Raw genomic sequence first — 14,720 nt, 5'->3', positions numbered from 1 at the left:
GGCGCTGGTGCCGGGGTCCGTCTAATCGCTATTGCCGATACTCTGATCGACGCCATCTATCAAAGCGGGCTCGAACAGCCGGCGGGCCTCTTCGAAGCAGGCATCCGCCAGGGCCGAGCGGGTCTGCCCACGGCGCTGGATGAGCCCCAGCGGGGCCAGGGTGTGGGCCTGCTCGATGGGCAACAGGGCCAGGTGTTCGGTGAGTTCGTCGAGGCCGCTGGCCAACGGCATGATGGCGCAGCACAGGCCGACGTTGACCGCCTGCAGCAACTGGTGAACGGCGTCGGTTTCCAGGCGCGGCTGCGGCGCCAGGCCCCGGCTGCGGAAGCCGTGGTCGATGGACTGGCGGAAGTGCATGCCGCTGGAGAGCAGGCCCAGGGGCAGGCCGGCGAGGGCCTCCCAGGCCAGCTGCGGGGCGTCGAAGGCGAAGTGGCGCCGGTCGTACAGCAGGCCCATGCGCGTGTCGGCGATCTCCAGGCTGTCGAAGTGTTCGCGATCCAGGCGGTCGAGGTAGGAGAGGCCGAGGTCGAGCTGGTTGCGCGCCAGGCGTTCGAGGATCTGCTCGGAGCTGAGGGCGAACAGCTGGAAGCGCAGGTCGGGATGCTGCTTGGCGAAGGCTTGCACCAGGCGCATGGGGTCGTAGCCCGCCAGGGGCACCACGCCCAGGCGCAGGGTGCCCACCAGGTGGCCGCGACAGGCGGCGGCCTCGGCGTGCAGGCCGTCATGGGCGGCAAGCAGGGTGCGGGCCCAGGCGAGCACGCGCTGGCCGGCATCGGTGAAGCCTTCGAAGCGCTGGCCGCGCTGCACCAGCTCCAGGCCCAGCTCCTCTTCCAGGCTGCGCAAGCGCATGGACAGGGTGGGCTGGGTGACGTGGCAGCGCGCGGCGGCCTGGCCGAAGTGGCGGGTCTCGTCGAGGGCGACGAGGAACTTGAGCTGCTTGATGTCCATGGTCGCTCCCGCCGGGCTAGAGCCCGTCCACCAGTTCGCGGTAGCCGTCGACCGCGGCGAACTCCTCGGTGTCCTTGAGCGCGCCCCGGCTGTCGGGCTGCAGCACCGCCAGCAGGTGGGCGACGCCGTAGGCCAGTGCGCTGCGCAGGATCGGCAGGCTGTCGTCGATGAACAGCGTACGCGCCGGGTCGAAGGGCGAATCCGCCTGCAGGGCGTGCCAGAACTGCTGATCTTCCTTGGGGAAACCGTAGTCGTGGGAACTGATCAGGCGATCGAACCAGGGCGCCAGTTCGACCCGTTCCATCTTCAGCGACAGCGAGTCACGGTGGGCGTTGGTGATCAGCACCACGCGCTTGCCGGCGCGGCGCAGGGCGGCGAGGAACAGGTCGGCGTCGGGGCGCAGGGCGATCAAGTCGGCGACTTCGCGCTTGAGGTCGCGGATCGACAGCTTCAGCTCGCGGCTCCAGAAGTCCGTGCAGTACCAGTTGAGCCGGCCGGCGTGGTGCCTGAACAGCGGCACCAGTTCGGCGTCGGCCGCCTCGCGGCTGATGCCGTGGTGTTCGGCGTAGCGCTGGGGCAGGTAGTCCAGCCAGAAATGGTTGTCGAAGTGCAGGTCGAGGAGGGTGCCATCCATGTCCAGCAGGACGGTGTCGATGGCGGACCAGTTGAGCTGTGGCATGCGTGTCCGGGGCTGTAGGTGGGAGGGCTGTCGCGATTGCACCCTGGACGGTCGTCGGCGTGCAATCTCCTACGCAGATAATCGGAAAAGCCGGGGTATGATAACCCGCCGGTCATGCCAAGGAGTTCCGTTATGCGTCAGAAGCCCACCGTGCTCGCTCGCGAGATCGTCGCCAGCAGCCGCCTGTTCCGTGTCGAGGAGCTGCAGCTGCGCTTCTCCAACGGTGTCGAGCGCACCTACGAGCGTCTGGTGGGCAAGGGCTCCGGCTATGGCGCGGTGATGGTGGTGGCGATGGTGGACGCCGAGCACGTGCTGCTGGTGGAGGAGTACTGCGCCGGCACCGACGACTACCAGCTGTCGCTGCCCAAGGGGCTGATCGAGCCGGGCGAGGACGTGCTGGTGGCGGCCGACCGCGAACTCAAGGAAGAGGCGGGGTACGGCGCGCGCAAGCTGGAGCTGCTGACCGAGCTGTCGCTGTCGCCGGGCTACATGAGCCAGAAGATCCAGGTGGTGCTGGCCCGTGACCTTTACGAAGAGCGCCTGCCGGGCGACGAGCCCGAGCCGCTGGGCGTGGAGAAGGTCAGCCTGCGCGAGATTTCCAGCCTGTTGCAGCACCCGCAGTTCAGCGAGGGGCGCGCCCTGGCGGCGCTCTACCTGGCCCGCGACCTGCTGGGCCAGCGCGGGGAGTTCCTCCTATGAGCCATCCGCTGCTGCCCGCCGTCATCGAGCTGGTCGGCCTCGCCGGCCAGGCCATCCTGCCGTTCTGGCGCGCGGACGTCGCCGTGGTCGAGAAGGCCGATGCGTCCCCCGTTACCGCTGCCGACCTGGCCGCCCACCGCATCCTCGCCGCCGGGCTGGAGACACTGGATGCCAGCATCCCGGTGTTGTCCGAGGAAGCGGCGGACATCTCCCTTGCCGAGCGCAAAGGGTGGGAGCGCTGGTGGCTGGTGGACCCGCTGGATGGCACCAAGGAATTTATCTCCGGCTCCGAGGAGTTCACCGTCAACGTCGCGCTGATCGAGCGCGGGCGCGTGGTCTTCGGCGTCGTCGGCGTGCCGGTCACCGGCCGCTGCTACCTCGGTGGTGCGGGCCTGGGTGCTTGGCGCATCGATGCGGGCGAGCGCGAACCGATCAGGGTGCGTATGGCCCCTGCACAAGCCTTCACCCTGGTGGCCAGCAAGCGCCATTCGAGCCCCGCGCAGGAACGCCTGCTGGCCGGGCTGGGGGAGCGCTTCGGGGAATTGCAGCTGGCCAATATCGGCAGCTCGCTGAAGTTCTGCCTGCTGGCCGAAGGGGCGGCGGATTGCTACCCGCGCCTGGCGCCCACTTCGCAGTGGGACACCGCTGCCGCGCAGGGCGTGCTGGAAGGCGCCGGTGGCGAGGTGCTCGACCTGGCCGGCGAACCGCTGGGCTACGGCGCCCGCGAATCCTTCCTCAACCCGTCCTTCCTGGCCCTGCCGGCGGCAGCCGCATGGCGTGGCGAGCTGCTGGAGCTGGCGCGCGCCCTGGATTGATCCGGAACGCGCCTGTCGGGCCATCACGCAGGGTGGCGCGGGGTTCCACCCACCCCGCTTACCTCGTGACGATCAGTCGAGCATGTCCTTGAAGCGCTCGTCGGTGCCGTAGAGCAGCGGCTGGGCGAAGCCCGGGACCTTGATGCCCTGGGCGGTGACTTCCAGGGCCTTGTCGTCGATCAGGTCGTTGCCGAAGTTGTAGATGATGTCCAACTCACCCTTGAGCGCGCGCTCGTCGTACTGGCGGGCGGCGGCGCGGGTGGCTTCGCGCTTTTCGCTGTAGGCGGCGAAGGCCTTCTCGCCGTGGCGCTTGCGCAGCATGTTCTCGGTCAGGCGCGGGGAGATCACCACACCGCTGGCGTTGTTGCCGCCAAAGCCCTTGGAGTTGATGAAGCAGATGTCCAGGCTGCGCTGATCCAGGCGCTGGTCGCGGGTGGCGATGGACAGGTGCTGCTGGTGCACGTCGTCGGCGACCCGGTCGATGGTCTTGATGCCCGGCAGGATGCCGTAGCGGAAGGTGCCGAGGGCCGAGACCACCTGGTCGCCGCTGGCGGTGGCCAGGCTGTGGCCGACGAAGGCCTTGACCGCGGTGATGGGCCAGGACTCGATGCCGAAGGCGCTGGCGACGCGGTCCAGCAGTTCGGATTCGGTGACGCGGTTGGCCGGGGTGCTGGAGCCGTGGGCGTGGACGAAGCTGTGCTGGCGCACCGTCTCGCTGCCGAACATCTGAGTGGCGCTGGCCACGGCCTTGGCCAGGGTCAGGTAGTTGCCCGGGCCGGGCGCGGAGATGGATTTCTTGAAGCCGTCGGCGTTGATGAAGACATCGGTGACCGCGCCATGGATATCGGCGCCCAGCTCCAGGGCCAGGGCGTCGTCCATCAGCACCACGTACTGGCTGGATTCGGCCAGGGTGAAGCCGCAGTTCTCGCCGAAGGGACGGCTGGCGCGGCGGAAGTCCACGTCCTCGCGGCCGCCGACCTGGCGCAGGCCGTCTTCGGTGGCCAGGGCGCCCATGGCGCCATAGCCGTCGATGCATTCCTGGTTGATCGGCGCTTCGGCGTTGCCCACCAGGGCGACCCGCGCGCGGCCGGAGCCGATCAGCTCGATGGCTTTCTGCAGGTTGTAGAGGAAGGTGGCGCAGGCGCCGGTGACGCTACCGGTGGTGCCGACGCTGCCCAGCACGTAGGCGTTGATGAAGTCGGCGGGCATGGTGTTGAGGCCCAGGGGCAACTGCTTGGCGGTGACGCGGCCGCCCTTGAGGCGCGACTGCATGAGGCCGCCGAAACCGTTCTCGTCGAGCTGGCTCATGATGCTGCCGGAGAACACCGCGACTTCGTCGGGCTGCACGTGGTCGACGATGCGCTGCCAGGGCAGGCCGATGGAGCGGATGGCGTCGGTGGCGGCCACCACGGACATCTGCAGGCCGCGCGGGTGGAAGCGCGAGTTGTACAGCTCGCCCGGTTCGAAGCCGGTGGGCAGCTGGCCGGCGGATTTCACCGGTAGGGCGCGGAAGCTCTCGACCTTGAACTCGGTGGCGTCATTCAGGGTGACGCGCACCTCGCCGGATTCCAGCGGCTCCACCGACCAGCTGGCCGGCAGCGGCTCGGGCAGCTGCTTGCGCGAGGTGATGAAGCTGATGCGGGTGCCGGGCTCGGCGGCGACACCGATGTTCTTCTGCCAGGGGGCGGCGTCGACATCCAGGTGCTGCTTCTCGATACGGCGCACCAGGGTGGAGGCGAGGATGCGCTCGCCGAAGCGCGACTCGATGTCGGCGAGGGTCAGCGGGTTGCCGTCGGCGTCCAGGTACTGGCCGTCGACCACGGTCACCAGTTTGGTCATCACCGCCAGCCCGGCCAGGGTTTCCTGACGCGTGGCGGCGTCGACGGACTCGATCACGGTGCGGCGGAAGCCGTGGTGGAACGAGCTGCGGCCCGCTGCGTTGTAACCGCCGAAACCAACGATGACCGGAAGTCGTGACATGACTCGGAAACTCCTCAAATGGACCATTGCCTGCCGAGGCCGGGCCGAGCGCGGTGAAGAGGGGCCGTGAAGGCCGCGGGTGCGGCTGGCCAGGGAACGCGTCGGGGATATCCGGCCACCGGGGACGAACCCGGTGGCAGCTCGAAAGATTCGAATGCCTAACCTGACGCGGCAGCTGACTGTCGAGTCACTTGAGGATTGATCGGTACTGCCCGTGTGCATGAATTGCAGGCGCAGTCGCGAGGGCGGGGAGGAGGAGCCGGAGCCGCTGGCGCGGCCCCGTGGGTGAGGGCCTCAGCGGTAGCTGATGCCGGGGTTGGCGGTGCTGACGCGGGTGCCGGCCTTGCCCTGGACGATGGCTTCGATATCGGCGAGGGAGCCGATCACCGCGGCACGGCCGGTGTTGCGGGCGAACTCGCTGGCAGCCTGGACCTTGGGCCCCATGGAGCCGGCAGCGAAGCCGAGGCGCTCGAGTTCGTCGGGGTGGGCTTCGGCGATGGCCTTCTGGGTCGGTTTGCCCCAGTCGATGTAGGCCGCGTCGACGTCGGTGGCGATCACCAGGATATCGCTCTCCAGTTGCTCGGCGAGCAGCGCGGAGCAGAGGTCCTTGTCGATCACCGCCTCGACGCCCTTGAGCTTGCCGTTGTCGTCATAGAGCGTGGGGATGCCGCCGCCACCGGCGCAGATCACCACCGAGCCTTTTTCCAGTAGCCATTTCACCGGGCGGATCTCGAAGATCTGCTTGGGCCGGGGGCTGGCCACCACGCGGCGGAACTTGTCGCCGTCGGGGGCGATGGTCCAGCCCTTTTCCTCGGCGAGGCGCTCGGCCTCTTCCCTGGCGTACACCGGGCCGATGGGTTTGGTGGGTTTCTGGAAGGCGGGGTCCTTGGCGTCCACTTCCACCTGGGTGAGCAGGGTGGCGAAGGGCACTTCGAAGGGCAGCAGGTTGCCCAGTTCCTGTTCGATCATGTAGCCGATCATGCCCTCGGTCTCGGCACCGAGGACGTCCAGCGGGTAGGTGCTGACCGCCGTGTAGGCGGCGCCCTGGAGGGCCAGCAGGCCGACCTGGGGCCCGTTGCCGTGGGCGACCACCAGCTCGTTGCCGGGCTGGATCTTGGCGATCTGCTCGGCGGCGATGCGTACGTTCTCGCGCTGGTTCTCCGCCGTCATGGGTTCGCCACGGCGCAGCAGGGCGTTACCGCCCAATGCGACGACTATTCGCATGATTGTTCTCCTGTTGCGTTGGAGAAGGAGCGATAGGCTGCTTCTTTTCCGATATCAGGGATATTCCAGGAAGCCACAGGGGATGATGGCGCGAAGGCAAGCGAGCAGCGACGACCCGTACCCCGGTACGGTGAGGAGCCGCGCAGCGCAGCCGACAAAGCCAGCGCCCCTGTGGATATCTGGAATCAGACGTCGGCGAGGGTCGAGACCAGAATCGCCTTGATGGTGTGCATGCGGTTTTCCGCTTGCTCGAAGGCGATGCAGGCCGGGGACTCGAACACGTCGTCGGTCACTTCGATGCCGTTGGCCAGGTGCGGGTACTGCTCGGCGATCTGCTTGCCGACCTTGGTCTCGCTGTTGTGGAAGGCCGGCAGGCAGTGCATGAACTTGGTCCGTGCGGTGCCGGAGGCTTTCATCATCTCGGCGTTGACCTGGTAGGGCAGCAGTTGCTTGATGCGCTCGCCCCAGGCTTCCACCGGTTCGCCCATGGAGACCCAGACGTCGGTGTGGATGAAGTCGACGCCCTTGACCGCCGCCTTGGCGTCTTCGGTGACAGTGATGCGCGCGCCGCTTTCCTCGGCGAATTTCTTGCACTGGGCGATGAACTCTTCTTCCGGCCACAGCGCCTTGGGCGCGGCGATGCGCACGTCCATGCCCAGCTTGGCGCCGATCAGCAGCAGCGAGTTGCCCATGTTGTTACGGGCGTCGCCCAGGTAGGCGTAGCTGATGTCGTGCAGCGGCTTGTCGCTGTGCTCACGCATGGTCAGCACGTCGGCGAGCATCTGGGTGGGGTGGTATTCGTCGGTCAGGCCGTTGAACACCGGGACGCCGGCGAACTTGGCCAGTTCTTCGACGATTTCCTGCTTGAAGCCGCGGTACTCGATGGCGTCGTACATGCGCCCGAGCACGCGGGCGGTGTCCTTCATGGTTTCCTTGTGGCCGATCTGCGAGGAGTTGGGGTCGATGTAGGTGACATTGGCGCCCTGGTCATAGGCGGCGACCTCGAAGGCGCAGCGGGTGCGGGTGGAGGTCTTCTCGAAGATCAGTGCGATGTTCTTGCGTTTCAGGTGCTGCTGCTCGGTGCCGGTGTACTTGGCGCGTTTCAGGTCGCGGGAGAGGTCCAGCAGGTACCGCAGCTCACGGGTGCTGTGATGCATGAGGCTGAGCAGGTTGCGGTTGTGCATGTTGAAAGCCATGGTCTTTCTCCTTTTGGGCAGGTCGGAATCCGGTTCCCGTCAGAACAGCTCGTGGCTGGCGGGAAGGGCGGCCGCGGGTAGCGGCCGCCGGGGTTCGGCTTTTTGGATCAATAGTCGATCGGGTCGCGCAGGATCGGGCAGGTCATGCAGTGGCCACCGCCACGGCCGCGACCGAGTTCGCTGGCGCTGATGGTCACCACCTCGACACCGGCCTTGCGCAGCTGGGTGTTGGTGTAGGTGTTGCGGTCATAGCCGACCACCACGCCGGGCTCCAGGCAGACGACGTTGTTGCCGTCGTCCCACTGCTCACGCTCGGCCTCGAAGCTGTCGCCGCCGGTCTGCACCACGCGCAGCTGCTTGAGCCCGAGGGACTCGGCGACCACGTCGATGAAGCTCTTCTCCTCGCGACGGATGTCGATGCCGTAGGGGCGGCTTTCGTCCGGGCGCAGGATGAAGGGGACGATCTCCTTGACCACTTCCGGGAAGACCGTGACCAGGTCGCGGTCGCAGAAGGTGAAGACGGTGTCCAGGTGCATGGCCGCGCGGGACTTCGGCAGGCCGGCGACCACCACCTTCTCTACCGCGCCCTTGGCGAACAGCGACTGGGCCAGCTGGCCGATGGCCTGGCGCGAGGTGCGCTCGCCCATGCCGATGAGCACCACGCCGTTGCCGATGGGCATCACGTCGCCGCCTTCGAGGGTGGCGCTGCCGTGGTCCTGGTCGGGGTCGCCGTACCAGACTTCGAACTCGGCGTTGGTGAACTCGGGGTGGAACTTGTAGATGGCGGTGGTGAGCAGGGTTTCCTGGCGTCGCGCCGGCCAGTACATCGGGTTGAGCGTCACCCCGCCGTAGATCCAGCAGGTGGTGTCGCGGGTGAACTGGGTGTTGGGCAGCGGCGGCAGGATGAAGCTGGAGTGGCCCAGGTAGTCGCGGTACATCTTGACCGCGCTGACGCCCTCGCTGTCCGGCAGGTCGGAGCCTGCGACACCGCCGATGAGGAACTCGGCGAGTTTGCGCGGCTCCAGGCCTTCGAGCCAGGAGCGCACTTCGTTGGTCAGGCCGACACCGACCTGGTTGGCGGTGATCTTGCGGTCGAGGATCCACTTCAGGGCTTCGGGGTTCTGCACGATGTCGGTGAGCAGGTTGTGCATCTCCATCACTTCGATGCCGCGTTCGCGCATCTTGGTGACGAAGTCGAAGTGGTCGCGCTTGGCCTGGTTGACCCAGATGACGTCATCGAACAGCAGCTCGTCGCAGTTGTTGGGGGTCAGGCGCATATGGGCCAGACCCGGCGAGCAGACCATCACCTTATGCAGTTTGCCGGCTTCCGAATGAACGCCGAGTTTGACTTTGGACATGGCAGGTCTCCTTACGAGTTACAGAGTCAGGAAGCCGTCGTAGAGGCCGTAGGCCGCCGCGAGCGCGCCGATGACCACGGCGGCGAAAATCAGCTTCTCAACGTTGGTGAAGATGGGTTGGCCGAGCTCGTGCTTGGCCTTGGCGAAGAGGATCGCGCCGGGGGCGTAGAGCAGGGCCGAGAGCAGCAGGTACTTCACGCCGCCGGCGTAGAGCAGCCACACGGCGTAGACCAGGGCGACGCCGGCGATGGCGAGGTCCTTGTTGCGGTCACGGCCGTCCTGCTCGTAGGTCTCGCCACGGATGGGCAGGAGCAGGGCGTAGGCGGCAGACCAGAAGTAGGGCACCAGGATCATCGAGGTCGCCAGGTAGATCAGCGAGAGGTAGGTGCTGGCGCTGAACAGCGTGACGATGAGGAACAGCTGGACCATGGCGTTGGTCAGCCACAGGGCGTTGGCCGGCACATGGTTGGCGTTCTCGCGACGGAGGAACTCCGGCATCGTGTGGTCCTTGGCGGCGGCGAAGAGGATCTCCGCGCACAGCAGCACCCAGGACAGCAGGGCACCGACCAGGGAGATGATCAGGCCGACGCTGATCAGCACCGCGCCCCAGTGGCCGACCACGTGCTCCAGCACCGCCGCCATGGACGGGTTCTGCAGCTTGGCCAGTTCCGGCTGAGTCATGATGCCGAGGGACAGCACGTTCACCAGCACCAGCAACAGCAGCACGGTGACGAAGCCGATGATGGTGGCCTTGCCGACATCGCTGCGCTTCTCGGCACGGGCGGAGAAGATGCTCGCGCCCTCGATGCCGATGAACACCCAGACGGTGACCAGCATCATGTTGCGCACCTGGTTCATCACGCTGCCGAGGTCGGGGTTCATCGAGCCCCAGATGTCGGCGGTGAAGATGTCCAGCTTGAAGGCGAACAGGCAGATCAGGATGAACAGGAACAGCGGCACGATCTTGGCGACCGTGGTCACCAGGTTGATGAAGGCCGCCTCCTTGATCCCGCGCAGCACCAGGAAGTGCACGGCCCAGAGCACCACCGAGGCGCCGATGATGGCCGCCGGGGTATTGCCTTCGCCGAAGATGGGGAAGAAGTAGCCGAGGGTGCTGAACAGCAGGACGAAGTAGCCGACGTTGCCCAGCCAGGCGCTGATCCAGTAGCCCCAGGCCGAGGAGAAGCCCATGTAGTCGCCGAAGCCGGCCTTGGCGTAGGCGTACACGCCGCCATCGAGGTTGGGTTTGCGGTTGGCCAGGGTCTGGAACACGAAGGCCAGGGTGAGCATGCCGACGGCAGTGATGCCCCAGCCGATGAGGATGGCGCCGACATCGGCGCTGGCTGCCATGTTCTGCGGCAGCGAGAAGATACCGCCGCCGACCATGGAACCAACTACCAGCGCCACCAAAGCGCCTAGTCGGAGTTTTTGGGTGGAGTCTGACATCTTGCACCTCCAGTAGGAGTAGGAACTGTGCTTAGTTGGCTCTTCCTTTCGGGGAAGAGTTATGACGTAGGTCAATAGCTAGCTATCAATCCGCGCGGGACAATTTCCTTACAGAGTTCGGAGGGAGCGTGGCGGCTTCGGAGGCATGCTCGGAGCGAGCAAAGTAGAGGGGGCGGCAGGCCATCCCAGGCGGCGCCCCGTTCAAACTAGTTGGTTTTCGTGACAGTTCAAGTTGTAAGTATTTGTTGTAAGAAACATGGCGAAATGCCATTTGCTTATATGGGAATTGTCAGGGATTGAGTTGATTCCGAACGGATATAAGTCAGCGAGGTAGACAGTTTCTTACTTCAACTTTCCATAGGAGGTTGAATATGTTTCGCCCGGGACACCTTGAAATAGTCAGGGACCCTGTAGGCCCTTGGCCTGGTTATCACATCGATCTGGACTATGAGGTCGAGCAGCGCGACTGGGGGACTTACGTGCGCTTCGATCTCAGGGGCGATATCAGCGGTCGTTCATTCCAGGAGTGCTTCGAGTTGCACCGCGACGTTGCCTACAACTTCCTGCAGAGCGCCTGCCGGCGTCTGCGCCACCACGGCCTTGAGCCGCACCTGATGGTGCCCCTGGCTGGGCACCGGGACCACGAACGGGTGTTCGCCGACCTCCGGGAGAAATTGCACGCCGAGCCGGGCACGCCGGTTGATCTGGAGCGCTTTCTGCTGGAGCGGCCCTAGGTTCTGTACGAAAAGTGCCTGCGCTCGGTGATGCTTCGTTGAAAACGGGTTCGGAATGCTCATTTACAGCTCGTAAACTCCGCTTCCTCACCCGTTTTCGCCTCGCCTGACCGTCGCTCGACGACTTTTCGTACAAACCTAGGGAAGGCGGATTTCCGCGAGACAGAAACGACGAACCCGGCGCGAGGCCGGGTTCGACGTGGAAGGCGATGGGCTGATGGACCGTCGCCTGCCGCCAGGGCCGGGGAGGACCGAGGCTGCGCTGGGGAAAGAAACCCGGTGGCGGCTTGTGGCCGTTGCGGGCGGGCATCCCGGGGAGGGGGGCCCTGGTCAACGCCTAAGCGTTGAGATGCGGTGCATGGAGCAAGGCCTGTGCCAGCGCCCGAGAGGCCCGCCATTGCTGGCGCGGGCGGTGGGCAGCTGCTTTCTTTGAGCGGAAAGTCGCCGATCAGTCCTGTTCTTCTGCGGGATTTCCGCCGCCAAAGCTGATGTTGTGCTTGCGCAGCTTGTCCGAGAGCGTCTTGCGCGGCAGGCCCAGGGCTTCGGCCAGGCTGCGCATCGAATTGTGCGGGTTGCCCAGCTCGGCCAGGATCAGCGCCCGCTCGAAGGCTTCCACCTGCTCGCTCAGGCCGCCGCCGTTGCTGGCGGGCAGGTCTGGCGTGCCGTTGTCCAGCGCCAGGTCGAGGCCCAGGGCGAAGCGCTCCCCGGCGTTCTGCAGTTCACGGACGTTGCCTGGCCAGTCGTGGGTCAGCAGCAGGGCGCGCTGGGAGCTGTCCAACGTACGTTGCGGGCTGCCGTGACGAGTGGCCGCCGCTTCGGCGAAGTGCTGGAACAACAGGAGGATGTCTTCGCCGCGCTCGCGCAGCGGCGGGATGCGCAGGCTGGCAACGTTGAGGCGGTAATAAAGGTCGGCGCGGAAGCGACCCTGGTCGGCGGCCTGGCGCAGGTCTTCCTTGGTGGCGGCGATGACGCGGATATCGAGGGGGATCAACTGGTTGGCGCCGAGGCGCTCGACCACCCGCTCCTGCAGCAGGCGCAGCAGCTTGACCTGCACGTCCGGGCTCATGCTCTCGATCTCGTCGAGGAACACGGTGCCGCCATTGGCGTATTCGAACTTGCCGATGCGGCGCTTCTGCGCGCCGGTGAAGGCGCCCTGCTCATGGCCGAACAGCTCGCTTTCCACCACCGACTCGGCCAGGGCGCCGGCATTGATGGCGACGAAGGGGCCATCGCGGCGTGCGGAGAGATCGTGCAGGGCGCGGGCGACCACTTCCTTGCCGGCGCCGGTCTCACCGAGGATCAGCACGTCGGCGCTGGTGCCGGCGAGGGCACCGATCTGCTCGCGCAGGCGCTGAGCTGCTGGCGATTGGCCTACCAGGCGGCCACTGAGCTGCTGGCGATCGGAAAGGGCCAGGCGCAGGCTGCGGTTTTCCAGCACCAGGCGACGCAGGTCGAGGGCGCGGCGCACGCTGTCGATCAGGTCTTCGCTGGCAAAGGGTTTTTCGAGGAAGTCGTAGGCCCCGGCGCGCATGGCCTGCACCGCCAGGGGGACGTCGCCGTGGCCGGTGATCAGCAGCACGGGCAATTGGGCGTCGCGCTCGTGGAGCTGGCCTAGCAGCTCGAGGCCGTCGACGCCGGGCATACGGATATCGCTGACCACTACGCCCGGCCAGTCGGCGGGCAGGCGGGCGGCCAGGCCATTGGCATCGCCCAGGGTGAGGACCTTGAGGCCGGCGAGGTCGAGTGTCTGGCTCAGGGCCTGGCGCAGGTGCGGGTCGTCGTCGACCAGCAGGACCTGGATGCCGGCTTCGATGGGCTGGGTCATGCGGAGTGGTCCTCGGGTGAGAGGGGGTTGGCGCCGGGGATGGCGGAGCGCAGGTGCAGGGTCAGCAGGGCACCGCCTTCGGGGTGGTTGGCCAGCAGCAGTTCGCCGCCGAGGGCGCGGATCAGGCTGTCGCAGATGGCCAGGCCGAGGCCGAGGCCCTGGGCACTGGTCTTGGTGGTGAAGAAGGGCTCGCGGGCCCGTTGCAAGGCTTCCTGGCTGAAACCGGGGCCGTTGTCGCGCAGGCTCAGGGTCACGCCTTCGGCATCGGTCTCGGCGCTGAGCCAGATGCGTCGGGGATGGGGCTTCTCGCCCAGGGCGTCGAGGGCATTGGCCAGCAGGTTGCCGAGCACCTGGCGCAGGCGGGTTTCGCCGGCCTGGACCCAGAGCTGGGCTTCGGGCATGTCGCGGATCAGCTCCACGTCCATCGCCCGGCGGCGCTTGGCCAGCAGCGACAGGGCATCGTCCAGCGCCGGTTGCAGGGCGACGCTTTCCGGGGCGTGGCGGTCGCGCCGGGCGAAGGCGCGCAGGTGGGCGATGATCGAGGCCATGCGCCCGGTGAGTTCGCTGATCTGCCGCAGGTTGCCGCGGGCGTCGTCGTAGCGTTCGTGGTCCAGCAGCACGCCGGCGTTGTCGGCGTAGCTGCGGATGGCCGCCAGGGGCTGGTTGAGTTCGTGGCTGATGCTCGCGGACATGGTGCCGAGGGCGGAGAGCTTGCCGGCCTGGACCACTTCGTCCTGGGCGCGGACCAGTTCCTGTTGGGCCTGCTCGCGCTCCAGCACTTCCACCTTGAGGCGGCTGTTGAGGGCTTCCAGGTCCTGGGTGCGCTCCTGCACGCGCAGCTCCAGCTCGCGCCGGGCACGGGCGTCGAGGGCGATGCGGTCGAGGTAGTGGCGACGGCGCTGCATCATCAGGCCGAGCAAGAGGAGAAGGGCGAGCAGGGTGGCGGCGGCGATGGCATCGGTAGTGCGCACCTGGCGGTCCACCAGCACCTGCGGGGCGAGGATGCTGACCGTCCAGCCGGTTTCGCGCAGCTCACGGCTCTGGGTGATCCATTCGCCCGGACGCAGGCGGATGGGCTCGGGGGATTGGGTCGGATAGGGCTGGTTGGCGGAGATGGCGGCGCGCTCGGCGTTGTCCAGCTCGCGGGTGGCATGGAAGCGCCATTGCGGGCGCGAGGTGATGATCGCCACGCCGTTGGAGTCGGTCACCAGCAACTGCTCGGGGGTGTTGCCCCAGAGGGATTCGGCGTCATCCAGGTCGACCTTGACCACCAGAATGCCGATAATCGCCTGGCCGTCGCGCACCGGGCTGGCATAGAAATAGCCGCGCTTGCCGGAGGTGGTGCCGAGCCCGAAGAAGCGGCCCTGGCGGCCCATGAGCGCCTCGCGGTAGTAGGGGCGGAAGGCGAAGTCGCGGCCGACGAAGCTGTCCGTCTTGTCCCAGTTGGAGGAACTGAGAGTGGTGCCCTGGGGGTTCATCAGGTAGATGACGTCGGCGCCGGTCTCGTCGCGTACTTCGGCCAGCAGGCGGTTGGCGGCGTCCAGGCGGGCCGGGTCCTTTGGGTCCGCCAGCTGGCTGCGCAGGGCCGGCAGGTCGGCGAGGATCGGCGGCAGCACCTCGAAGCGGCGCAGGGTGCCCAGCAGGTTGGCGACGTAGAGGTCGAGGGTCTGCCGGTTCTGCTCGGCCAGGGCCTGGTTGTAGTAACGCTCAGCCAGGTGGTGGGCCGGCCACAGCAAGGGCGCCAGGACCAGGGCCAGCAGGACGAGGCTGCGCCAGCGGGGACGATAGGGTAGGGCGTTGGCGGTCATGGGTGTCG

12 protein-coding genes are annotated in these 14,720 nt (G+C 66.7%); 3 read left to right on the top strand and 9 right to left on the bottom strand.

All coding sequences use genetic code 11. The features are described 5' to 3' along the window. Nucleotides 1-21 precede the first annotated feature (21 nt). Both ACXI0U_RS22115 and yrfG read right to left on the bottom strand, forming a co-directional pair. Complete coding sequence (locus ACXI0U_RS22115; RefSeq protein ID WP_479550806.1) at nucleotides 22-948, bottom strand: LysR family transcriptional regulator; 927 nt, start codon at nucleotides 946-948, stop codon at nucleotides 22-24. Nucleotides 949-964: 16 nt separating this feature from the next. Beyond that, entirely contained in the window at nucleotides 965-1,627 is a 663-nt protein-coding gene (yrfG, locus tag ACXI0U_RS22110; RefSeq protein WP_479550805.1) for a GMP/IMP nucleotidase, read from the bottom strand. A gap of 132 nt (nucleotides 1,628-1,759) precedes the next feature. Between yrfG and nudE the strand changes: the two genes are divergently transcribed. Beyond that, the gene (gene nudE / locus ACXI0U_RS22105; protein WP_021218631.1) at nucleotides 1,760-2,326 is read left to right on the top strand and encodes an ADP compounds hydrolase NudE; all 567 of its coding nucleotides are present in this window, start codon (nucleotides 1,760-1,762) and stop codon (nucleotides 2,324-2,326) included. Next, complete coding sequence (gene cysQ, locus ACXI0U_RS22100; protein WP_431482888.1) at nucleotides 2,323-3,141, top strand: 3'(2'),5'-bisphosphate nucleotidase CysQ; 819 nt, start codon at nucleotides 2,323-2,325, stop codon at nucleotides 3,139-3,141. Before nudE ends, cysQ begins: the two co-directional genes overlap by 4 nt. A 72-nt stretch (nucleotides 3,142-3,213) precedes the next feature. Here cysQ and ACXI0U_RS22095 read toward each other — a convergent pair whose 3' ends face one another. From ACXI0U_RS22095 to arcD, 5 genes are all read right to left on the bottom strand, one after another. Continuing rightward, entirely contained in the window at nucleotides 3,214-5,121 is a 1,908-nt protein-coding gene (locus ACXI0U_RS22095) for a beta-ketoacyl synthase (RefSeq protein ID WP_374979278.1), read from the bottom strand. Between the two features lie 294 nt (nucleotides 5,122-5,415). Next, nucleotides 5,416-6,345 (bottom strand): carbamate kinase, encoded by a 930-nt coding sequence (gene arcC / locus ACXI0U_RS22090; protein WP_479550804.1) that lies wholly within the window; start codon nucleotides 6,343-6,345, stop codon nucleotides 5,416-5,418. Between the two features lie 185 nt (nucleotides 6,346-6,530). After that, on the bottom strand, nucleotides 6,531-7,541 hold the full coding sequence (locus ACXI0U_RS22085) for an ornithine carbamoyltransferase (protein WP_263400984.1): 1,011 nt from the start codon (nucleotides 7,539-7,541) through the stop codon (nucleotides 6,531-6,533). A 107-nt stretch (nucleotides 7,542-7,648) separates the two neighbouring features. Further along, a complete protein-coding gene (gene arcA / locus ACXI0U_RS22080) occupies nucleotides 7,649-8,899 on the bottom strand; it encodes an arginine deiminase (RefSeq protein ID WP_479550803.1) in 1,251 nt (416 codons plus the stop codon). Nucleotides 8,900-8,917: 18 nt separating this feature from the next. Beyond that, nucleotides 8,918-10,345, bottom strand: a complete 1,428-nt coding sequence (gene arcD / locus ACXI0U_RS22075; protein WP_271659321.1) for an arginine-ornithine antiporter — start codon at nucleotides 10,343-10,345, stop codon at nucleotides 8,918-8,920. Between the two features lie 371 nt (nucleotides 10,346-10,716). Between arcD and ACXI0U_RS22070 the strand changes: the two genes are divergently transcribed. Continuing rightward, nucleotides 10,717-11,079 carry a DUF5064 family protein gene (locus ACXI0U_RS22070; protein WP_374979275.1) on the top strand — a complete coding sequence of 121 codons (363 nt, stop codon included), beginning with the start codon at nucleotides 10,717-10,719 and terminating at the stop codon, nucleotides 11,077-11,079. A 448-nt stretch (nucleotides 11,080-11,527) separates the two neighbouring features. Here the strand turns inward: ACXI0U_RS22070 and ACXI0U_RS22065 are convergent, their stop codons facing one another. Next, on the bottom strand, nucleotides 11,528-12,904 hold the full coding sequence (locus ACXI0U_RS22065; RefSeq protein WP_431482884.1) for a sigma-54-dependent transcriptional regulator: 1,377 nt from the start codon (nucleotides 12,902-12,904) through the stop codon (nucleotides 11,528-11,530). Beyond that, complete coding sequence (locus tag ACXI0U_RS22060; protein WP_479550802.1) at nucleotides 12,901-14,712, bottom strand: sensor histidine kinase; 1,812 nt, start codon at nucleotides 14,710-14,712, stop codon at nucleotides 12,901-12,903. Before ACXI0U_RS22060 ends, ACXI0U_RS22065 begins: the two co-directional genes overlap by 4 nt. Between the last annotated feature and the right edge of the window lie 8 nt (nucleotides 14,713-14,720).

The sequence above is a fragment of the Pseudomonas sp. C9D1 genome, assembly GCF_056491235.1.
This window is presented reverse-complemented; position numbering and strand designations above follow the sequence as displayed.